We start from the raw sequence: 20621 nt of genomic DNA, 5'->3' as shown, positions 1-20621 counted from the left end.
GCGTTTCCTTGGCGTCACTCGCCTGCCTATTAGCATTTCAATCCCTTCTTTAAATATGTCATTCCCCAGTACCATATCGGACTGGGTGGCTGTGCGTACTCCACCTAGTTCCTTATCTGATACCTGAACTTTGAATAATGCTTGGTATCGTTTAGCGCGACCTTTTTGCTGGCGACTCAATTGGATATAGAGGTCATGCGTTATTTTCATCAGCCCCACTTTACGCACTTTAAAAAAATCTATTTTCCTTGCAACCCGTACTGGAAGTTTTTAGAATCACACACAGTGCTTCAGGGCGCATCCGACTCGCGGAAAAAGGTTAACCTTACCTGTAATGCTCCACCCTTCTATACGACATTTTAGCTTTCTGTGCTTTCGCGAGTTAAGTGCAACCTATGTAGGAGAGCTTAAATGAAAATCTTGCCAAATAATCCCAGCATTGAATATCTACATCGTGCCGCACGTGCTTTGCGGTCCAAACATCGCGCAGGCGATCCAAGTGTCGTTGAGCTGATCAGTCATTTCGATACTTCTTTTCAAAATTTGCAACCTGAGCAAGTCTTATTGCAACCCTTCTCTATTTTAGATGCACAAAGAGTCACTGCTCGACAGTATGGCTTTGCCAGTTGGCGCCGCTTGAAATTATTCATTCAAAAATCCACTCAACCAAGTGCCGACTATGACCCAGCTCTAGCTGAGCAGTTAACTCGACGCAATGCTATGCGTATCGCTATGATGCGCCGTTATTCACCTAAAAAAGCTGGCTGGTTCGACCGCTTAAATGATTTTAATGAAGAGTCCGTCGAGATGCTCGAAGCGATCTATGACAAATACGGATGGGTCGGCCCTCAAATCGTAGGACGAGAAGGGATGGAGGCGTGTTACTGGTTAGGCATTAACTGCTTGAAGAACAGCCAATTTCAATATCGAAGTGCTGAATTAATGCGTGAGGCTTTGCCTTTAGGCGAGTGCTATGGAGGGTATTACGCAGTCTCGATTGATCGTTGGTTAACGCTCTCTTATCAACCATCCATCTTTGGCGCATTCAATGACTTCAATGAGCACAGTGAACGGGTGGAATACAGCGACAATGTCGTTGACCCAAAGAACCTAAACAAGAGACGCGCGCAAGTCGGTTTGATGAATTTAAACAAAGCCAATGAAGAATGGGCTGATATGATTCGTCAGCGTAAAGCTTATCAATACACCAAAGATGAGTGGCAGGCACTAATACGCAAATGGGCATTAGAAGGCGGCTATATTGCTGCGTAGCAGCCATTAGCCTATGCGCGCCATTGCAGTCAGATAACTTTCTATCTGACTGCAACTCTTCGGCAATTTGGTTTTATCAACTGAGTAGTTGGCCTTTATGGTCTGCAATCTACCTTGGCGGTGATTATACAACGCAAGATGATAAGCTCGTTGATCCTTCAAAGAGCTGCTATCCGATGCTGCGCGTTCAGTTATTTCAGCGGTAAAAAACTTAACTGCCAGTTCATCTAGAATGGATTCGGGAGCGCCAGAACGTACCAGTAAGGTTTCAATAAGAGAAACAGGATCCAACCATTTATATGGCGTACCTTTTAAGCAACCAAAGTAGAAGTTGTAACCATCGATGTAAACTCTCGTTTTCATATTTTCAGTCCAATTACTTGGAGGTCATGATGACTGGTGAGTCGAATACCAAAGGAAAAAGAAGAGAGGTAAGGACTGTCCATATCCATTGTTTATTTGCACCTTCCAAGGCCCAGATGTGAAAAAACCGGCACGAGGCCGGCTTATTCGTCCAACTCCAGGGGTCTGTATGTCGCCACGCGTGGAAGAAGGATAAGTTGTGCTCATAATATAGCCAAGTAAAGTTTACATTGCTATATCTATATTATTAAGAGTTAAGGATCAGATCAAAACTATTCGCGAGTACGCTGTAAGTAGATGACGTACAGTCCACTGGCAATGACGATGCCCGCTCCTAGAATGGTCCATCTGTCTGGTAGTTCGCTAAATACTAAAAAACCAATAATGGTAGCAAACACCAGTAAGCTGTAGTTGAACGGTTGTAATACCGAGGCTGGCGCATACTCTAGGGCTTTTACTAGCAAAAGCTGCGCGGCGACACTCATAATAGAGATCACGGCCAATAAAAACCATTCCTGTGTGCTCGGTTCACGCCATGCCGTCACACCAAAGAGGGTTGCACACACTAAGCCGATCAACGCCATATAGAGTATGTTGGTATGAAAACCATCACCCGCTGAACTCACCTGACGAGTCACGATGTGGTAACAGGCAAAGCACAGGGCTGCAGTTAATGGTATCAATGACTCAGGTTTAAAAACGTCCAGCCCAGGCCGAAGGATAACGAGCGTTCCGGCAAAGCCGACACAAACCGCTAACCACGATTTCATGCTTACCCGTTCCCCTAGAATGGGTGCCGCCAAGGCAATCGCCATCAATGGGAACGCCGCCATCAACGAATGGGATTCTGCCAAGCCAAGGTGACGCAGAGCTAGATTAAAAATCGCAATCTCAGCGATGGATAATAAGGAGCGCAATACTTGTAACTTAGGACGAACCGAGCGTAATGCATGGCGAATGGTGCTGGTGCGTGACACCCAAACGATGGCAAACAAGGCAAATACCCAATAGCGCACTAATACCACTTGCGCCACGGACATATCCTGCACGAGGATTTTCGTCACGGCATCTTGTGACGCGAATACCAACATCGCCGCTAAACATAACAGCACACCTTTTCCCACTAAGATGCGCTGCGCTTCCATTTCCAATGGACTCATTTGGTTATTCGCCTTTCATCGTTCGTTTAATAATTGGTAGTGTTCGGATTGTAGAGCATCTTAATAACATTGAATATCTAGGCGTCGGCTTCATTCCCAACGCTACATCGGACTGGGTTGCTATGCGTACTCTATCGAGTACTATTTACATCTAACCGATTTACCTTAAACGACCTGTTTCAGTGCAAATCTGACGTGTTTTGTCCGTCTGTTTAATAATGAAGTCGGTAGAATAAGTTTTACTATGACGGTTGGAGCTAGGCAGGCAGATGGATTTTAATATCAAGCTTACTTTTAGTGGCATCGCCATTCTTTTAGCTATCATTGGCTTTGTGCCTTACATTGCACTGATCTTACGCGGCCAAGTAAAACCTCACGTGTTTTCGTGGGTAATTTGGGGCATAACCACCACCATCATTTTCTTTGCTCAACTGGAAGCCGAGGGCGGTATGGGCGCATGGCCTATTGGGTTATCAGGGGTTATTACGATTCTCATTGCTTTCTTGGCGTATATAAAGCGTGGCGATGCCACTATCACCAAGTTAGATTGGGGCTTTTTGCTCGTTGCTTTAACGTCGTTGCCGCTGTGGTACATGACTAACGATCCCTTGTGGACTGTCGTGATTCTGACCACAGTCGATATGGTAGGTTTTGGACCAACCTTCCGCAAAGCTTACCATCGTCCCTTTGAAGAAAGCCGTGTTTTCTTTATTCTTATAATCTTACGTAATGTGTGTTCCGTTGCGGCGCTCGAAGCCTACTCGGTTACCACGGTACTGTTTCCATTCTGCTTGGCAGTAGGAGCTTTGGTTTTGCTCGTTATCCTGCAGCTACGTCGCGGTGTGCTGTCTCATCAAGCCTCCTAATCTGATCGGTCATATCCGTTGATCCTAAGTCATAGTTGTTTACGTATATACAGCTATGACTCATAAAAAACCGCATTTACCCGAAAAAATTTGTCCCGTCTGCCAGCGTCCATTTGCATGGCGTAAGAAATGGGAACGGGATTGGCCGCAGGTGAAATACTGCTCTGAACGCTGCAAACGCCAGGGGAATAAATCAATGCGTGAAACTTAGATTTCCTTGAGAAAACGGATACCTCGACTAAAAACCAAAGCAAAAATGAGCAAATTTATGCTCATAAATCACGATGCAAGATATTTTTGAGCAATAAGTTTCTCAAAATCTACTTTTAGTGACTATAATGAGCAAAATTATGCACATATAGGTATTCTATGAAAACGCTCACTCTCCAAGCTCTAATTCAACAACAGTGGCATGATATCGCTACATTGAAGCTAGCCAGCCCTGAGAAAGGGGCTGCTAGCTCAAGCCGTCTTGGGTATGAGTTTGAATATTCCGTCGAGTGCTTAGATCGCAATGATGAGCATGCTTGCAGCTTGGCGCTACCAGTGCAGATTATGATTGAGCATGAAGCCGATCGTTGGTTTGGTTTTTTAGAGGACATTGTTCCCGCTGGCGCTGCTCGCCGTTATTTAATCGACTTCTGGGAACTTCAATCTCTGTCTGTCGGCGAGCAAGATTCTGCCTTGTTAGAAAAAGGTACTATCGCACCAGTTGGTAATTTGAGAGTGAAAGAGTCTCTCCCTAGCTTGCCATCTGGTTCTACTCTTCATCTTCGCAAATTTAGTTTAGATGATGTGGTCGAACGTGACTCCAGCTTTCTGGAATATGCTCAAGAAATGGGAGCTATTAGTGGTGGCGCGACGGGAGCCGGTGGCGAAGCACCGAAACTGTTATTACGTTGCTCAGAGCAAGAGAAAATTTGGATTGATACCTTTCAAGAGCAACACGATATTGCTGATGCCCATTATCTAGTGAAGTTCCCCCGTGGCCGAAAAACACAAGATGACTGTGATATTTTGCGAGCGGAATACCACTTTTATCATGAACTGACAGCCATGGGATTTAATACGATCAGCACAGATAAAATGAAGCTGCTTGAGGGTAGCCGATACCCTTCTCTTTGGTTGCCTAGATTTGATACTCATTGGAATGAACACTATTGGGATCGCTACGGTTTGGAATCTATTTTTTCTGTGCTAAACAAACCTGCTGGAAGCTACCTTAATCATTTTGATGTAATACACTGTGTGTGTGCTTTGCTGCAAAGACGATCAAAAGAGTTTGATACTGCACGTTTTGTATGCGAATGGCTAAGCCGCGATTTGCTCAATATCGCTTTCGGCAACTCTGATAACCATGGTCGTAATACCGCTCTTCTTAAAAAACCTAACGATATCTGGTTATCACCTATTTATGACTTTGCGCCAATGAAAGTAGATCCTGAAGGCGTCACCAGAACCACGAAATGGGGATCACCATTTGAAGAAGGCGGAGAGTACCGTTGGCAAGCCATTACTGAAGAGCTTGGCAATTTATGCCCGTGTGAAACATCTTTGTCAGCGTTAAAACAAACCGCAAGCAAACTTGTTGGCTTGCGGCAACGTTTAGAAGCGAGAGGTGTACCTGAACGTATCTTAGAGGTTATTCAAGTTAAATGGTTAGAAGCAAAACTAACACGTTGGGGACTTTTATGAGCATGACAGCTGAACAACGCCAAGCTTTACTCGTAGCACTTTTACAAAAACATCTTTTAGGTGAAATCACCCAAGGGCAAATGTTAAAACGTCTTCGCAAAGAGGTACTTGGTTTTTCCCAAACTCGTTATGCTGAGTTAGTTGGAGTCAGTCGTCGCACATTAACGGATATCGAGCAAGACAAAGGCAGCCAAGTACAAAGCATTATCGACAAGGTATTCAAGCCATTAGGAATGAAATCTGGACTAACGCCAATTCACCCTCATGTAGCGAAGCATATTAAGAGACAATGAATGGCAAAGCGTAAACAAGGTATTTTCGGCAGGATTTGGTTTGTTGTATGGCGTTTTTTGCTGTTTCTCGTTGTCGTTTTATTAGTATTTCGCTTTGTACCGCCACCGACAACAGCGTTTATGTTGCAAAGCCCTTATCCGGTGACTCAAAACTGGATCAGCATTGATAAGCTGCCGCCTTACATGCCGCTGGCAGTGGTTGGTTCCGAAGATCAGCGCTTTCCTGAACACTTCGGTGTCGATTTTGCCGCCATCAGTAAGGCGCTAAGCCAACACGACGATGGCGACGGTCTTCGTGGTGCGAGTACGATTACCCAACAAACCGCGAAGAACCTTTTTCTTTGGTCAGGTCGTAGCTTTGTTCGCAAAGGTCTAGAAGCGGGTTTGGCTGTAGGACTTGAAGCACTTTGGGGTAAGAAACGCATTCTCGAAGTGTATTTAAACATAGCGGAATTTGGCAAAGGCATTTACGGTGTCGAAGCCGCGAGCCAGCATTATTTTGGCCGATCCGCCAGCAAACTCACCATGAACCAAGCCGCACGATTGGCGATAATGCTGCCAAGCCCACGCACTCGAAATCCGAACGCTTTAACCTATTACCTTCGTCAAAGAGTGAACTGGGTTGAAAGGCAAATGCAGCAACTTGGTCCTGACTATTTAAAGCCTATTCTGGAATAGAAAACGCTATTAGCACACTATTTTTTAAGGGTTCTACTCTTCTTTAAATGCTAGAATCCGCCTTATTCCGATTAGGTTTTACTTAAAGGCAAGCTATGACCATTCTTCTGATGACCCCACCCATGACGCAACTGAATACGCCGTATCCAGCGACGGCGTATTTGACTGGTTTTTTGCGCTCTCGGGGCTATGAGGCGGTGCAGCGCGACCCTGCCATTGAGCTTTTTCTTGAAATGATGACGGCGCCCGCGTTGGATATTATCCGTCAGCATGTGGAAGAGAACTTCGAGTCATTTGAAGACGACGAATTGCCTGATGCCATCTTTACCTTTTTGGCGGAGTTCGATCGTTATCGCCTTTGCGTTGAACCTGTGATTCGTTTTTTACAAGGTAAAGATTCCAGCCTTGCCCTGCGTATTACTTCTCGTCGTTTCTTACCTGAAGGCCCTGCGTTTGATGCCATCGAACAGATGGAAGCTGTGTCAGGTGATATTCTAAAAACCGCTTTTGGTCAGCTTGGTGTGCAAGACAAAGCCAAGTATTTAGCGACCCTGTTTATCAATGATTTGTCTGCGGTCATCACGCAAGGCGTTGACCCATATTTTGAAGTCAGTCGTTATGGCGAACGTTTGGCGGCGGCGAACCCAAGCTTTGACGATCTCTACAACACGCTGATGGGCGAGCCGAGTTTTAGCTCTGAAATCCTAGAGCAATTGGTCGAGCAATATCTGGAAGAAACCCAACCCAGCGTGGTGGCGCTAACTGTGCCTTTCCCCGGCAATATGCTTGGGGCTCTGCGTATTGCGCAAACCTGTAAAGCCATTAATCCTGATCTACCAATCGTGCTGGGTGGTGGTTTTATTAATACCGAGCTGCGTGCGCTAAAAGATCCGCGTGTGTTTGAGTTTGTCGACTTTATCTGTCTAGACGATGGCGAGCGCCCTTTTATGACCTTGCTGGAATTCTTTGACGGCAAGCGTGAGATAGATGAGTTAGTGCGCACTTACTTTCTCGCAGAAGACGATAATGGCGAGTCATACGTTCACTACAATGAAAACGCCGAGCTGCACGATATTCCCCAAACCGATGTAGGCACGCCGATTTATGATGGTTTGCCTTTAACGGAATACTTGTCCTTGTGTGAAATGCTCAACCCTATGCACCGCATCTGGAGCGATGGCCGCTGGAACAAGCTGACCATTGCCCATGGTTGTTACTGGCGCAAATGTAGCTTTTGCGATGTGACACTCGATTATATCGACCGCTACGATGCGGCAGGTGCCGATATTCTGGTAGATCGTATTGAAGAATTGATCGCAGAAACTGGCCAGACGGGTTTCCATTTTGTCGATGAAGCCGCACCACCAAAAGCCTTGTTTGCCTTAGCACGACGCCTAATCGAACGGGGCGTAGTGATCAGTTGGTGGGGCAATATTCGTTTTGAAAAAACCTTCACACCAGAGCGCTGTCAGTTATTGGCGGATTCTGGTTGTATCGCCGTCAGCGGCGGTCTTGAAGTGGCATCCGACCGATTGCTAAAACTAATGAAAAAAGGCGTGAGCGTCGAGCAAGTGGCTCGCGTGACTAAAGCCTTCAGTGATGCAGATATTCTGGTGCATTCTTATTTGATGTATGGCTTCCCAACACAAACCGAGCAAGAAACCATTGATGCGCTGGAAATGGTGCGTCAGATGATGGCGCAAAGCTGTTTTCAATCTGCCTTCTGGCACAGATTTGCGGCCACGGCACACAGCCCAATTGGTATTAACCCGGAAAAATACGGCATCACGCTCGCTGAACGCCCAAACATTTTATTCGCCGAAAACGACGTGGATTTCACCGATCCGACAGGCACAGATCATGACATGTTGGGCGACGAACTGCGTAAAGCGCTCTACAACTACATGCACGGTATCGGCTTTGATCAGCCAATGGACTTTTGGTTTGATAAACCGGTTAAACGCACCTTAGTGAAAAAAGATTTGATTTCAAAAGCCTTGAACGATTTGATTGTTAGTAGCTAAACATAGCTATTGAACTCATAAGAGAAAACGCTTATTTGTCCTCATCTTTTACTGCATCATCACTTTTTCCTGCCTTTATTTAAAAAGGGGGTGTGTTAATCTGTTTAGGCTATGGCTGAACTCTAGGAGAGTTGTATTGTTTAAACCAAACTATTATTTATTGGTCTCTGCTGTTTTGGTTTTGTTGGTTGTTATGACCAGCAATGTCTACTTTCAGCTAGCTTGGGCATGGTTTGCCCTGTCTTTTTTTACTGTCAGTCTTGCCTACCTTCTTAATAAACCCACCATTTTTCGTAAACGCTCCGATGGTACGGTACCCGTTTATATTCGCTGGGTATTTATGCCGTTTTTGTGGAGTACGCAACTTTATAACAGCTGGGCGAGAAGCACAGATTCTGTTCCAGCGTTACAAAAAATAGACGACGGTTTATACCTTGCGAGACGTTTATTTCCTTCCGATATTCATGCGATTAAAAGCGAGAATATCAGTGCCGTTTTAGATGTGACAGCCGAGTTCAGCTCTTTAAATTGGGTGGCTCATCAAGCCGATGTGGATTATTTAAACGTTCCGATTCTTGATCATTCCGTTCCTTCCGATACGCAAATACATCGCGCGCTAAATTGGATTCATACACATCGTAAAACGGGACGCTCGGTGGTTGTGCATTGTGCCTTAGGTCGTGGCCGCTCGGTGTTTATGATGGCGGCGTATTTACTAAGCCAGAATCCTAAATCATCACCCAGTGAGATAATGGATAAAATCCGTGAAATCCGCCAAACAGCTCGTTTAAATAAGCGCCAGTTTAAGTATTTGAAACGCGCCTTGGATAATAAGTTGTTAGTCGTTCATAACTCAGCTTGGTTAATCGCCAATCCTGTGTCTGGCACGCGCCAATGGGAAGAACAGCAAGACCTGATCTTGCGTTACTTATCCGCCTATTTTGATGTCACGGTAAAAACCACCACACCAGAAATAAACGGTACTGATCTAGCCAAAGAGGCTGTCAAAGCTTCGCCAGATATGATTATTGCCTGTGGCGGCGACGGCACGGTAACTGAGGTTGCTGCCGCAATGGTGGGCACCAATATTAAGCTGGGTATTATTCCATTTGGTACCGCCAATGCGTTAAGTCATGTATTGTGCGGCACCATGTCGAAAATCGCCCCATTAGAAACGATTTGCTTGAATCTGATCGACGGCTGCGAGCAGCGAATAGACACCGCAACCTGTAATGGCGAATTAATGCTATTACTGGCTGGTGTTGGCTTTGAACAACAAATGATTGAAAAAGCCGACCGCAGTAAAAAGAACACCAGTGGTCAGCTCGCTTACTTGAAAGGCTTATGGGAAGCCATAGGTCAAAACGACGTCCATGAGTTTACTGTGCAGCTCAACGATGAGGAGCCGTTTACCATCAAGACACCAAGCTTGACCATTGCGAATGCCGCACCTATCACCACTTTATTAGCACAAGGCAAAGGTGTGCCTAATATTATGGACGGCGAGCTGGATTTAACTTGGTTGGATCCAGAGCGCATGCAGATATTAAACTTGGCGGAGTTAGCCATGCTCGGCATGGGTGACAGAAATGAAGACAGTGATTTACCAGAAGACAACAATAGTCCTGAAGGCAACAATGGCATCTTCCATCGTTCAGCACAGCGCGTCACAGTAGATATCAGCCAAGTTGGTTGTTATGTGGTAGATGGTGAAGAACGCGAAGCAAACAAACTAGAAGTCGTCGTCAGACCTAAATCCTTAAGTGTGATCGTGCCGGAGTCGGTGATTGCTCACTAGGCAGCCAATAAACATTAAAAATTGATAATTACAATATGGAATTAAATGAAAAGTCGAAGGAAACAAAGGCATTTAAGAAGTAAAGAGCGCAAACCTAAAGTAAGAAAACCTATTGTGGAAAAAATCACCCTTAGGAGAATTTTCACTTATTACATTTGGATATTTGGCTTACCTTTATTTGATTTAGCAGGGCTTTTTTATCTTTTCAGTTTGCGATCTTTTTCTGGCTTAGGCTCTCTTTTCATTATTCTTCAGCCATTACTTTTAATAACAATGCTCGATTTGATTATGACAGAAATCCTCTTAATCAGGAAAAACCGTCGTACAGCAAACGAAAAAACAACTATTACTGAAATCAAAGAAGATAGTCTTACCGAAAACAAGAAAGCATTCGATAACCTTGCACTAATTGGATTACTCTTATCTATAGTGCTTGCTATAATCGCAGAACCCTTTATCAAATCATTAGGCTATACGGCTAAAACATATGACGGCCCCAGAGGAAGAGATATAACGGTTTATTACAATATAGAGATTCTTAGAGAAGAAGAAAGAGAGAAAACAGATCAGATAATAAAATCTCGTGAAGCGGCTTATAACAAGATAGATAATACAATCTCGTGAAGCGGCTTATAACAAGATAGATAATACAATAAAGCGGTACGATCTAAAGAAATCAGAAATCGAGGCGTCTATTAGTCCATTTCATATTTTAACCAACGATGTCAATGACATGACGCTCTATTTAGAACCAGACACTTTATTGCCTTCAGGCAGGTCCAGAATCAAATCTCTTAACTATTTCTTAGATGACCCCCAAAATAAAAACCACTTCAAGTTATCACTAAGAACGCTAGAAAAAAAAGTCAAAATAAAACTAGCTAATTTTCCTCTTAGTATAAAAGATAATATTAATAACGATATGCTGTATATTTTCTACACCACTCAAGCCACCAACCAAGAAATAAACCAACTAGTAGAATACAGTGGTGAAAAAAATTTCGAAAAAATCATGGGAAGATCTAATCAAGAACTACTACTCAGAATGCATCCGTTTCTTGAATTTAATATGGAATTACATTTATTTTATCTTTCAACCAAAAACTTTATGAATGAACTGTCTAAAAGTGAGATTCAATTTAATGAAGAGACCAAAAAATTCGATAACGACACTCTCATTTACATTTATGGCAACTTCGGCGAGAAAATAGACACTTTTAAAAGCAACATAAAACAGCTGGTTAAAAGGTTTCCTTACCTAAGAAACATTGTAGATAAGTCGACGCTCTCACAATTAGATGTTTATAACGCCACTCCAATATTAAAAAGACCAGAACCCGCTATTATGGATGTTGACGGTATCCTGAGATTTGTGAAGTAAAGCATTACAAAGCGATTGGTCATCAATGAGCGGTCACTCATGAGTTAGAAAAATGGGAGCCAATTTTTTAGTTATGCTTCATCAAACACCGTCCTACTCAAAGGCAACTGTCTAGGGAAGGTGCGAATAAGTCTACTAAGCCTCGGTAATTAATCATACATTCAGCTTGCGAAACTTAAGGTGCTGTAATAAAAAGCCAGCATTCACTCTTGTTGAGTCAATGCTGGCTTTTTTAGCTAGCTCTTTTTTACTGAATCTATGTCTATGAAACCGTATTCCAAGGCAATTGCCCAGGAGCGGCATCAACGAAGTTGAAGTACTGTTCTAGCTGGTCAATCAAATCTCGAATGACTTCATCTTGGCTGCAGCCATAGAGTTCATAACCCAGAGCACCATTGCGAATATACACATCCGCTTGCCAATGCGTATCGTATTTGGAGTTCTCACTGTGCGCCTCTGGTATTTCATGCTCTGTCGCCACGACTTGGTAATAGAAGTCCAATTTTTCGTCACGCTCTAGCTGGAACGTCACGCCATTTTCCTCTCGGGTGATATTGGCTTTCCACCCATGAGTTGCTAGCTCTTTTTGTACTTCTTCCATCGCCGGTTCCACCACATCTTTAATAAAGTGTGTCACCTTGGCTTCACCAGGGAATTTAAACAGAGTGCTTAAACGTTTACGCCAGCTGCCTTCATTACTAAAGGCTCGTCCCGGTGTCGCTGCGGCTTCCACTGCGGCACCACGATGCCCTTCGATAACCAAGGCTCGCCACAAACCAAGCGCCGCGACCAACATAATGATGGCAAAAGGCAATGCCGCCAGAATACTCATAGTCTGCAAGGCACCTAACCCACCAGCCAGCAATAAGGTAGCAGCAATAATACCTTCAAGAGACGCCCAAAAGACTCGCTGCCAAACTGGCGTTTCTAATGCACCGCCAGACGCCAACGAATCGACCACTAAGGAACCCGAATCCGATGAGGTAACAAAGAAGGTGATAATCAAAAAGACAGTGATCACCGATAAAAAAGTAGACCAAGGTAACAAATCATAGAACTGAAATAGTGCCACCGAATGATCAGCCTGTACTTCGCCAATCAAGACATCTTTACCCTGCTCCATAATCAAATACAGCGCAGTATCGCCAAAGATAGCGAACCATAGGAAGGTAAATAAGGTCGGAACCGCAAGCACGCCAAATATAAACTGACGAATAGTTCGACCACGGCTAATTTTAGCAATAAATAAACCCACAAATGGTGCCCAAGCGATGGTCCATGCGAAGATAAACAAGGTCCAATTACCGATCCAGTCACTTTGTGTATAAGCTTGCAAATTAAACGTACGCTCTACGATGTTACTCAGATAAGAGCCAGTGTTTTGTACGAAGGCATCAAGAATATGAATACTTGGGCCAACAAAAAACACGATGACCATGATAAATACAGCCAAGCCCATATTCAAAATCGACAGGTTTTTCACACCTTTATCCATACCCGCAACCACAGAGCCAATCGCAGCGAGTGTGATTAAACCAATAGCGGTGATTTGCACCGTGGTATTAATCGGTATGTCTTCCCAAAGGTAATGTAAGCCAGCATTGATTTGTGTTACCGATAAACCAAGTGTGGTCGCCAAACCAAACAAGGTACCGAGAATGGCAAACACATCGACAATATGACCAATAGGACCATAGATACGATCACCAATTAGAGGATAAAGCGCCGAACGCACCGCCAAGGGCAAACCATGACGAAACGCAAAATAGGCCAACACCAACCCCATCAGGCCGTAAATACCCCAAATATGTAAGCCCCAATGGAAGTAGGCAATTTGCATGGCCTCACGGGCCGCACCAATGGTTTCTGCGGTGGCATTAGGCGGTTGAGAAAAGTGTAAGACAGGCTCAGCCACACCAAAAAACAATAAGGCAATCCCGTAGCCTGCGGAAAAGAGCATCGCAAACCAAGCAGGAAAACTGTATTCCGGATCTCCGTGGTCCGGCCCTAAGCGAATATTGCCCCAGCTACTGAATCCGATACAAACAAGAAATACGAGGAAAATCGCAGTGGCCAGCATATAAAACCAGCCAAAAGTCTGGGTCACCCAAGCTAGCGCGCTTTGAAACACTTCTCCTGCAAACTCTGGATTACTTAGGGTTCCGACGATAAGAAACAGGGTAACGATAACGGTTGGAATAAATACAGGTAGCAAAATTGCACCCGTTGCCGTCTTTTGTGAATTGGTCATAAAGGCTCCTCCTCTATGTATACTCTGACAAAAGCTGACAATAAAAGCAATAAATGATTAGACGTCTAAACATTAGGTGCGATAAATATGCCTGTTAAATAGGCACAAAAAAGCCAGCATTGACCCCTAATCTGTCAATGCTGGCTTTTGAATTAAAGCTGTATTTAACGTCTATGTTTGTTAGTTTTTACCTTAATCTTGCTTTGAATAATTGGCGCCAATCAACAAAATAAGACCTTACTCACTTAAAGTGCAACTGATTAATGCTGAGCCGCTACTTGCAGTGCTTTCATTTCGTCATGGCACTCTTTCATTCTGACTTTAACGCGACGCAGCGTGACTTCGCAGTCTTGTGTTTGGTTCCTTTCTAGTGCGAGATCAAGTTCTTCGAGTACTTTATCTTCCACTTCTTCTAGCTGGTCGACATAAGTAAAGGTGGCTGGTTCGCTGGTGATTTTTGATATTAACTTAGTATAAGACTGACGCGCTTTCACCATGTTATCTGTATCTGTTTCTACTTCGCCTTGCTGATCAACCGCGAATGGCTGAAGCTCTGCAACGGCTTCTGATTTAGCACCTATCATGCGCTCAAAAAAAGCATTATAAGTCGTGTCGTCTAATTTGGTTTTCGCTTCTTGGTAGAATTCAATACCGCCGTTCATGACTTTAATAATGTCTGTAATGTGGTGGGCATGTGCAGTTTGGTTTTGCATCTTTCCTCCTAAGCTAAGTAGCTCCTAGTTAGCGTTTCTTTTATTTCGTGTTCTTACATACATACTTAGTGATGGCCGGATTAAAAACAACCGCATTTCAGGAGATGCACTTAGGCTGCATATTTACTGCAAAGTATAAAATCTAATAGCATTTAACTTAGGTATCATAATTATGTCGTGAACAAACTAAAAGCCGATGACGTACGGCATTAAAGCAATTTTGCCTGCTTTTAACTTATGTTAGCATCGGGATTTATCATTTTATCTGGGCCTAATTCAATGAAAGTCACCACTTCCAAAACCACGAAAAAAGACCAACAAGACACACCTGAAAGTCGTTTTAATAAGGCGTGGCAACGGATCATTAATCAGCGCAAAAAAAATCAACAGCTACAAGAACAAATGACCCATTTCACAGAATCAACCATGGAGCAATTGCAAGCTCCTGAGCAGGATTATGCTTCCGTACTGTATGCTGTTTGCGAACAATTTTTAGTGTTTTACCAGCGTAAATCTCTCAGTAATTGGCAGCGTGAAACGTTAATAGAATGGTTTATGGAACATTATCAATTTCTTCGTTCATCGCCTTTTACCAGTCATTTAGATCTAGACAATCTTGGCATGCTATGCAGAGAAGCCATTGTAAGTATAAACCCAGAGATTGCAGAAGAGGTCGAACAAATCTGGCAGGAAGACGAGCTAGGCATAGAAGATGAAGATGATTTAGAAGACGATGATCTAGAAGGTTATGATGATTTAGAAGACGACGAACCCTTTATGGAAGACATGTTTGAGTCTTTATTTGCAGAGTTTCTCCAGAATGAAGCCGACGATGGAAAAAACACAACAGAAGATACTTTTAATGAGTTTTTTCGTAAACAAAAAGCCGAACATGATAGGCAACAGCATGAGGAAAAAGAACTCGATAAACTCATGAAAACGGGCGCATTGAATAAACTTTTCCGTAAAATCTTACGTCAGTTACACCCAGATTTAGAGCAAGATGAAGATCGTCGTAAAGCAAAAAACAAGTTAGTAAGTCAGTTAACAGACGCCCGTGATAATGGTGACATTGGCACGATTTTCACCATGTATGCAGAGCATGTTGGCGAGAGCCCGTTACTTTCTCTCGGTGATGTCGATTTAGATAATGCCACCAAGGTACTGCAACGTCAGTTTGAACAATTACGAGACCAAAAAGACGACATTCTTTTCAAAGCAGGCCCGATTGCCGCCGCCATATACTCTCGCTTTCATTGTAAAACTGCAAAGGCATCGCAAAAAGCTATTAACGATCATATCCAAGAATTACAACAAGACACCCTATCATTAAAAGAGTTTATCACCTACGTTACTAGCATAGCCAAGTTAAAACCCTATCTTGAGGAACGCTATGAAAGCCAGTTTCACGTCCCTTTCTAAAATGATAAAAGATCGCTAACGAACAACATTCAACCAAGACGATGTAGACAGACACATCGTCTTGGTTGAGCCATTGTTTAAGTTACTTTTTATACCTCGATGTTGAACAATGCCTTGAACGCTTGTTCCCCATGGCTGCTCACTAGTACTTCTCTAAAGCCGTTTACTCGACTAACCCAGCCTTTACGTTCAAAGTAAGTAAAAAGCGCCGCGCCTGCATAACCTCCTAGATGGTACTTCCTTTCACTCCAATCTAAACAAGCGCAGCACTTTTTCCGTGTGATTTTTTCGTCCAATATGATGCCGAGCTGCTCAAACTCCCGTTTACCTTGAACGGTTAAGTTTTGTCCTTCAATATCAATCCACTTATTGATGAGCATAAATTCGTAGATATCTACGGCGATTTCACCAGCTAAGTGGTCGTAACAAGTTCTCGCTTTTCTTAATGCTATAGGCGTTTTACTTTCAAACTGTTTGACTTGTTTCCAAGAGACTCCCATTAACATCTCAATCAGTTCGGCTGTTTCAGGCCCGCTAAGCCTGTAATAACGGTGTCGCCCTTGCGCGACACAGACAATAAAACCTTCTTTTAAGAGGCGTGATAAATGCGCACTTGTTGTAGATGATGCAATATCAGCAACAACGCTAAGCTCTGTCGCTGTCCATGCACGACCATCCATTAAAGCACACAGTATTTTTACCCTAGAAACATCTGACATGACGGTAGCTAAGGCTGCTATAGAATTTTCAAGCTCACCATCACTATCACTATCATTTTCTATACTTTGTGTAGATTTTATTAAGGGACGACTTGCCATTGATGAGTCACCTTCTCTGCCAAACTCACATGATCCGTAACAAGAATCAAACGATTTGCATGATCGCTATATTGAGTAATGATATTAATACCGTTTTCAGCCAATATTGCAGCAATTTCCCCAAGCTCTCCTGGGCGATCTTGGTTTAACCTTCTTATCAAAGGGGTATACACACCTTCTACTTCTAGTCCTTCTAGCTCTAACACTTCTTTGGCTTTCTCCCCCTCTTCGACAAGAAAGTGAGCATGACTTTGATCATTAACAGTAAAAACACCACCGCCCTCTAAACCAACACCATTTTGACCCAGAGTCTTACCTAAAGTCGCTAACTCGCCAGGCACATTTTTTAAAATAACATGAATATCAAACATCGATAAATCTCCCTTAGGTTTATAATGAATAATCTTTGGTTACTTGCGCTATACGTATTCGATAAGAAGAAAAAATAGACGCTTGCCCCTCTGCTTGAGCCAACCTATGCATACTATTTTCCTTCCAACGGCGGATCGAACCCTCATTTTCCCACCAAGACAGCGACATGAATTTTTCAGGATTGGCTAAGCTCTGAAAGCGTTCTATAGAAATAAAACCTTCAATATCAGCCAACAACGGTTTGAGCTCTTCTGCTAGTTGAAAGTAGCGAGCTTGTTTTTCTGCAATTGCATTTGCTTCAAAGATTACAGCAATCATTAGCTTTCCCATCAAAAATTAAACAGAAGGTAAAACTATATCGACTTTGAAAAAGGTTACTTCGTCCATGACCGAAGTATTATTAAAGGGACTTGAGCGACACATGAAATGGGTCGAGGGCAGTACGGGGGGATTTTTATCGTCTTCGTGCTGGTGATTCTTTTGGTTCATTAGTGACAGTTAGATACTGAAAACGGTTTAACGCTTATATCACTAACATCTCCAAGGTAGCTAACGACTCAGGACTTAGATCAATGGAACTATTTATTTTATGAGCGCTCCAATCAACACCACCACAATTTACTTGTCGAGAAAATATCATGCGTCACCTGCTCATTTTGTTGTTTATCATTCCTTTCATTAGTCATGCTCAGACCTTTCAGAGCGGATCAACGCGTACGGAACTGGTAGAGCTTTTCTCTTCAGAAGGATGCAGTAGTTGCCCACCTGCCGACCATTGGCTAACGTCACTAAAAAGTGATCCAAAACTCTTTAAAGACTATATTCCCGTCGCTTTTCATGTGGATTACTGGGATTACATTGGCTGGAAGGATAGATTCGCCACGGCAGAATTTACCCAACGCCAGCGTCAATACGCGGTAGAGGGCCGCATCAGTCAAATGTATACACCAGAGTTTGTTGTTAATAGTGAAGAATGGCAGCAATGGTTTCACGGTGATCGTATCATTGAACCGTCCTCTGTGAAGGCAGGTGAACTTACTGCCACATTAGATAAAGATCTGCTAAACGTCTCATTTTCAGGGCTCAAGAAAGAAGATACCATTCTTCATGTCGCGTATTTAGGAATGGGCTTAGAGAGCAAAGTGAGCGCGGGGGAAAATAATAACCGCACTCTAAAACATGACTTTGTCGCGCTCAATCATTTTCAAATCCCTGGACAATCTCAATGGCATATTGCCATGCCAGAACGCCCAAATGTCGGCCAAAAACAAACCGCTCTTGTTATCTGGATCTCTCCCAAAGGGTCACAACGCGTGCTGCAATCTGTCGGCGGCTATTTGTTGTAAATATAACTTTTCGCTGACCACATTTAGGGTTCTAGTCGTTCGGTTTCTCGACTAGAACCCATTCGTTTGACTTAACGCAATTCCCACTCTCTTCATCTGTGCCACTATGACCTCATAGCATTTCGTCTAATGCATCCAAAAAAGGAGACTATGTCATGAGTCATAAGGATATTTCGAAGTTTACTATCTCTACAACGGCCCCAGAGGGATTCGAGCATGAACCCGATGGCACTCACGATTACTGGCATCATCAGCCGTTAAATACTTTACCTCCATACGATTTTATTGCGCCTTATGCTCGTCATAACACCTTGCCGACACCTGGAATTGAAAACCGTAAAGCGTGGATTGTAGGCGGAGGTATCGGCGGCCTTGCCGCGGCTTTTTATCTGCTTCGTGATGCGCACATGCCAGCTGAAAACATTATTATTTTGGAAGAAATGGACGTGGAAGGTGGCTCTATGGACGGCGCAGGCAACCCCGAAGAGGGTTACATTATTCGCGGTGGCCGTGAGATGAATTGGAACTACGACACGCTGTGGGATTTGTTTCAAGATGTGCCAGCGGTCGAGCTGCCAGAAGGCTATTCCATTCTAGATGAATATCGCCTTATCAATGACAACGATCCCAATTACTCCGAAGCTCGCTTAATGCACAAATGCGGCGAATTGTTGGATGCAAAAGATTTTGGCTTGAGTAAATCCCAGCAATGGGAACTGATTCGTTTGATGCTAAAACGTAAGGAAGAACTAGACGATATCAGTATTGAAGATTACTTCAGTGAAGGTTTCTTAAAAACAAACTTTTGGTTCCTTTTCCGCTCCATGTTTGCCTTCAAAAATTGCCACAGCTTGTTGGAAACCAAGCTGTATTTGCATCGTTTTCTAGATTCCATCGATGGCTTTGGCGATATGTCGGCGCTGGTTTTTCCTAAGTATAATCAATACGATACTTTCATTAAACCGCTCGCCGATATGCTACGCAAGAAAGGTGTGACCTTTCAATTTGGCACCCGGGTAGAAGACCTTGATATCAACTTCTCTGGCGATAAAAAAACCGTCACTGGTATTCGCGCAGTTGTCATCAGAGAAGGCAAAGAAGAACCCAAACACATTCATGTCGGACTCGGCGATTTAGTCTTTACACTAACCGGATCAATGACAGAACACACCGCTTATGGCGATATGGACAGCGTTCCAGAGCTGGCTTGCGACAAGCACGATCCGGGCGAAAAAAGCGGCTGGACCTTATGGAAAAATCTGGCAAAAAAATCGCCAGTATTCGGCAAACCAGAAAAATTCTACGGCAATGTGGATAAATCCATCTGGGAATCGGCCACGCTGACTTGTAAACCTTCTCCTCTTATCGACAAGCTGAAAACTTTGTCCGTGAACGATCCGTATTCTGGTCGTTCTGTCACGGGCGGAATCATCACGATTACCGATTCCAACTGGCTGTTGAGTGTCACCTGTAATCGTCAGCCACACTTCCCAGACCAACCAGACGACACCTTGGTTCTTTGGGTGTACGGTTTATTGATGGATAAACAAGGCAATCGCATCCACAAAACCATGGCGCAATGTACTGGTAAAGAAATCCTCACCGAACTTTGTTATCACCTTGGTATTGAAGATCAACTCGATGTGATTGTTGCCAATACCAAAATCCGCCTCGCGCTTATGCCTTACATTACCGCTCAATTTATGACGCGCGCCGCGGGTGATCGCCCTCATGCTGTGCCAGAAGGCTGCACAAACTTAGGCTTGATTGGACAGTTTGTAGAGACTCGTAACGACATTATCTTTACCATGGAAGCGTCCATTCGTACGGCTCGCATTGGTGTTTATAAACTGCTAAACATTCCTAAACAAGTACCAGATATTAGCCCGACTCAATACGATATTCGTAACCTGATCAAAGGCGCCCGAGCACTCAACAGCGGCAAACCTTTTATGGGTGAACGTCTGTTGCATCGCTTGCTCGACAAAACTTACTTTGCGCATATTTTGCCACCTCTACCGGAGCCAGAAGAAAGCAAGCAATCTCGATTTGAAGAAGAAATGCACGAGCTACTCGGCAAAGGCAGCACAGTAATGCATAAATTCGGTGACTGGGTTAAAACATTGCGAGACAGCCTATCCAGCAATAAAAAACTATAGAAACAACGAG

At 43.7% G+C, this 20621-nt stretch carries 20 protein-coding genes; 13 read left to right on the top strand and 7 right to left on the bottom strand.

The features are described from left to right. The first annotated feature begins 411 nt into the window (after positions 1-411). Complete coding sequence (locus ACO05V_RS04085; protein ID WP_421847777.1) at positions 412-1272, top strand: DUF6624 domain-containing protein; 861 nt, start codon at positions 412-414, stop codon at positions 1270-1272. Positions 1273-1278: 6 nt separating this feature from the next. Here the strand turns inward: ACO05V_RS04085 and ACO05V_RS04080 are convergent, their stop codons facing one another. Then, positions 1279-1635, bottom strand: coding sequence for an NYN domain-containing protein (locus ACO05V_RS04080; protein WP_421847775.1), 357 nt, complete (start codon positions 1633-1635; stop codon positions 1279-1281). Between the two features lie 272 nt (positions 1636-1907). Continuing rightward, positions 1908-2795: a DMT family transporter gene (locus ACO05V_RS04075; RefSeq protein WP_421847773.1), complete on the bottom strand. Its 888-nt coding sequence runs from the start codon at positions 2793-2795 to the stop codon at positions 1908-1910. Positions 2796-3064: 269 nt separating this feature from the next. On the opposite strand from ACO05V_RS04075, the gene ACO05V_RS04070 reads away from it, so the two are divergent. The 9 genes from ACO05V_RS04070 (at position 3065) to ACO05V_RS04030 (ending at position 11530) form a co-directional block, all read left to right on the top strand. Further along, a complete protein-coding gene (locus ACO05V_RS04070; RefSeq protein WP_421847771.1) occupies positions 3065-3661 on the top strand; it encodes a hypothetical protein in 597 nt (198 codons plus the stop codon). 55 nt (positions 3662-3716) lie between these two features. Next, positions 3717-3872, top strand: coding sequence for a DUF2256 domain-containing protein (locus tag ACO05V_RS04065; RefSeq protein ID WP_421847769.1), 156 nt, complete (start codon positions 3717-3719; stop codon positions 3870-3872). 158 nt (positions 3873-4030) lie between these two features. Beyond that, a complete protein-coding gene (locus tag ACO05V_RS04060) occupies positions 4031-5356 on the top strand; it encodes a type II toxin-antitoxin system HipA family toxin (protein ID WP_421847767.1) in 1326 nt (441 codons plus the stop codon). After that, entirely contained in the window at positions 5353-5649 is a 297-nt protein-coding gene (locus ACO05V_RS04055; RefSeq protein ID WP_421847765.1) for a helix-turn-helix transcriptional regulator, read from the top strand. The genes ACO05V_RS04060 and ACO05V_RS04055 overlap by 4 nt, the downstream gene beginning before the upstream one ends. Then, complete coding sequence (mtgA, locus tag ACO05V_RS04050; protein ID WP_421847763.1) at positions 5650-6327, top strand: monofunctional biosynthetic peptidoglycan transglycosylase; 678 nt, start codon at positions 5650-5652, stop codon at positions 6325-6327. It begins immediately after the preceding gene. A gap of 95 nt (positions 6328-6422) precedes the next feature. Further along, positions 6423-8351, top strand: coding sequence for a B12-binding domain-containing radical SAM protein (locus tag ACO05V_RS04045; RefSeq protein ID WP_421847761.1), 1929 nt, complete (start codon positions 6423-6425; stop codon positions 8349-8351). Positions 8352-8487: 136 nt separating this feature from the next. Further along, entirely contained in the window at positions 8488-10149 is a 1662-nt protein-coding gene (locus tag ACO05V_RS04040) for a diacylglycerol kinase family protein (RefSeq protein ID WP_421847759.1), read from the top strand. A gap of 45 nt (positions 10150-10194) precedes the next feature. Then, positions 10195-10773, top strand: a complete 579-nt coding sequence (locus tag ACO05V_RS04035) for a hypothetical protein (RefSeq protein WP_421847757.1) — start codon at positions 10195-10197, stop codon at positions 10771-10773. 109 nt (positions 10774-10882) lie between these two features. Continuing rightward, complete coding sequence (locus ACO05V_RS04030) at positions 10883-11530, top strand: hypothetical protein (protein WP_421847755.1); 648 nt, start codon at positions 10883-10885, stop codon at positions 11528-11530. A 262-nt stretch (positions 11531-11792) separates the two neighbouring features. Here ACO05V_RS04030 and ACO05V_RS04025 read toward each other — a convergent pair whose 3' ends face one another. Further along, entirely contained in the window at positions 11793-13781 is a 1989-nt protein-coding gene (locus ACO05V_RS04025) for a BCCT family transporter (protein WP_421847753.1), read from the bottom strand. A 260-nt stretch (positions 13782-14041) separates the two neighbouring features. Further along, positions 14042-14494, bottom strand: coding sequence for a PA2169 family four-helix-bundle protein (locus ACO05V_RS04020; protein ID WP_421847751.1), 453 nt, complete (start codon positions 14492-14494; stop codon positions 14042-14044). A 279-nt stretch (positions 14495-14773) separates the two neighbouring features. Here ACO05V_RS04020 and ACO05V_RS04015 point away from each other — a divergent pair, with 279 nt between their 5' ends. Continuing rightward, positions 14774-15916, top strand: a complete 1143-nt coding sequence (locus tag ACO05V_RS04015) for a hypothetical protein (protein ID WP_421847749.1) — start codon at positions 14774-14776, stop codon at positions 15914-15916. An 89-nt stretch (positions 15917-16005) separates the two neighbouring features. Here ACO05V_RS04015 and ACO05V_RS04010 read toward each other — a convergent pair whose 3' ends face one another. Genes ACO05V_RS04010 through ACO05V_RS04000 form a run of 3 tightly spaced genes read right to left on the bottom strand, consistent with a single transcriptional unit; the run spans position 16006 to position 17424 of the window. Further along, the gene (locus tag ACO05V_RS04010) at positions 16006-16734 is read right to left on the bottom strand and encodes an ArsR/SmtB family transcription factor (RefSeq protein WP_421847747.1); all 729 of its coding nucleotides are present in this window, start codon (positions 16732-16734) and stop codon (positions 16006-16008) included. Further along, on the bottom strand, positions 16716-17105 hold the full coding sequence (locus ACO05V_RS04005; protein ID WP_421847745.1) for an amino acid-binding protein: 390 nt from the start codon (positions 17103-17105) through the stop codon (positions 16716-16718). Before ACO05V_RS04005 ends, ACO05V_RS04010 begins: the two co-directional genes overlap by 19 nt. A 19-nt stretch (positions 17106-17124) precedes the next feature. Then, positions 17125-17424 (bottom strand): antibiotic biosynthesis monooxygenase family protein, encoded by a 300-nt coding sequence (locus tag ACO05V_RS04000; protein WP_421847743.1) that lies wholly within the window; start codon positions 17422-17424, stop codon positions 17125-17127. 320 nt (positions 17425-17744) lie between these two features. Between ACO05V_RS04000 and ACO05V_RS03995 the strand changes: the two genes are divergently transcribed. Both ACO05V_RS03995 and ACO05V_RS03990 read left to right on the top strand, forming a co-directional pair. Further along, positions 17745-18452 (top strand): DUF1223 domain-containing protein, encoded by a 708-nt coding sequence (locus ACO05V_RS03995; protein ID WP_421847741.1) that lies wholly within the window; start codon positions 17745-17747, stop codon positions 18450-18452. Between the two features lie 155 nt (positions 18453-18607). Next, positions 18608-20611, top strand: coding sequence for an oleate hydratase (locus ACO05V_RS03990; protein ID WP_421847739.1), 2004 nt, complete (start codon positions 18608-18610; stop codon positions 20609-20611). Positions 20612-20621: the final 10 nt, after the last annotated feature.

This window comes from Marinomonas sp. (assembly GCF_965225885.1).
Taxonomy (GTDB): domain Bacteria; phylum Pseudomonadota; class Gammaproteobacteria; order Pseudomonadales; family Marinomonadaceae; genus Marinomonas.
The sequence above is the reverse complement of the archived record's forward strand: the minus strand, read 5'-3'. Positions and strand labels throughout refer to the sequence as shown.

Excerpts from the sequence above, each read along its gene's own strand:
- ACO05V_RS04060 (WP_421847767.1), top strand. The coding sequence starts at position 4,031 with ATGAAAACGCTCACTCTCCAAGCTCTAATTCAACAACAGTGGCATGAT.
- ACO05V_RS04065 (WP_421847769.1), top strand. The coding sequence starts at position 3,717 with ATGACTCATAAAAAACCGCATTTACCCGAAAAAATTTGTCCCGTCTGC.
- mtgA (WP_421847763.1), top strand. The coding sequence starts at position 5,650 with ATGGCAAAGCGTAAACAAGGTATTTTCGGCAGGATTTGGTTTGTTGTA.
- ACO05V_RS04045 (WP_421847761.1), top strand. The coding sequence starts at position 6,423 with ATGACCATTCTTCTGATGACCCCACCCATGACGCAACTGAATACGCCG.
- ACO05V_RS04075 (WP_421847773.1), bottom strand. The coding sequence starts at position 2,795 with ATGAGTCCATTGGAAATGGAAGCGCAGCGCATCTTAGTGGGAAAAGGT.
- ACO05V_RS03995 (WP_421847741.1), top strand. The coding sequence starts at position 17,745 with ATGCGTCACCTGCTCATTTTGTTGTTTATCATTCCTTTCATTAGTCAT.
- ACO05V_RS04080 (WP_421847775.1), bottom strand. The coding sequence starts at position 1,635 with ATGAAAACGAGAGTTTACATCGATGGTTACAACTTCTACTTTGGTTGC.
- ACO05V_RS04030 (WP_421847755.1), top strand. The coding sequence starts at position 10,883 with ATGACGCTCTATTTAGAACCAGACACTTTATTGCCTTCAGGCAGGTCC.
- ACO05V_RS04055 (WP_421847765.1), top strand. The coding sequence starts at position 5,353 with ATGAGCATGACAGCTGAACAACGCCAAGCTTTACTCGTAGCACTTTTA.
- ACO05V_RS04015 (WP_421847749.1), top strand. The coding sequence starts at position 14,774 with ATGAAAGTCACCACTTCCAAAACCACGAAAAAAGACCAACAAGACACA.
- ACO05V_RS04070 (WP_421847771.1), top strand. The coding sequence starts at position 3,065 with ATGGATTTTAATATCAAGCTTACTTTTAGTGGCATCGCCATTCTTTTA.
- ACO05V_RS04035 (WP_421847757.1), top strand. The coding sequence starts at position 10,195 with ATGAAAAGTCGAAGGAAACAAAGGCATTTAAGAAGTAAAGAGCGCAAA.
- ACO05V_RS04085 (WP_421847777.1), top strand. The coding sequence starts at position 412 with ATGAAAATCTTGCCAAATAATCCCAGCATTGAATATCTACATCGTGCC.
- ACO05V_RS04000 (WP_421847743.1), bottom strand. The coding sequence starts at position 17,424 with ATGATTGCTGTAATCTTTGAAGCAAATGCAATTGCAGAAAAACAAGCT.
- ACO05V_RS04005 (WP_421847745.1), bottom strand. The coding sequence starts at position 17,105 with ATGTTTGATATTCATGTTATTTTAAAAAATGTGCCTGGCGAGTTAGCG.
- ACO05V_RS04025 (WP_421847753.1), bottom strand. The coding sequence starts at position 13,781 with ATGACCAATTCACAAAAGACGGCAACGGGTGCAATTTTGCTACCTGTA.
- ACO05V_RS04010 (WP_421847747.1), bottom strand. The coding sequence starts at position 16,734 with ATGGCAAGTCGTCCCTTAATAAAATCTACACAAAGTATAGAAAATGAT.
- ACO05V_RS03990 (WP_421847739.1), top strand. The coding sequence starts at position 18,608 with ATGAGTCATAAGGATATTTCGAAGTTTACTATCTCTACAACGGCCCCA.
- ACO05V_RS04020 (WP_421847751.1), bottom strand. The coding sequence starts at position 14,494 with ATGCAAAACCAAACTGCACATGCCCACCACATTACAGACATTATTAAA.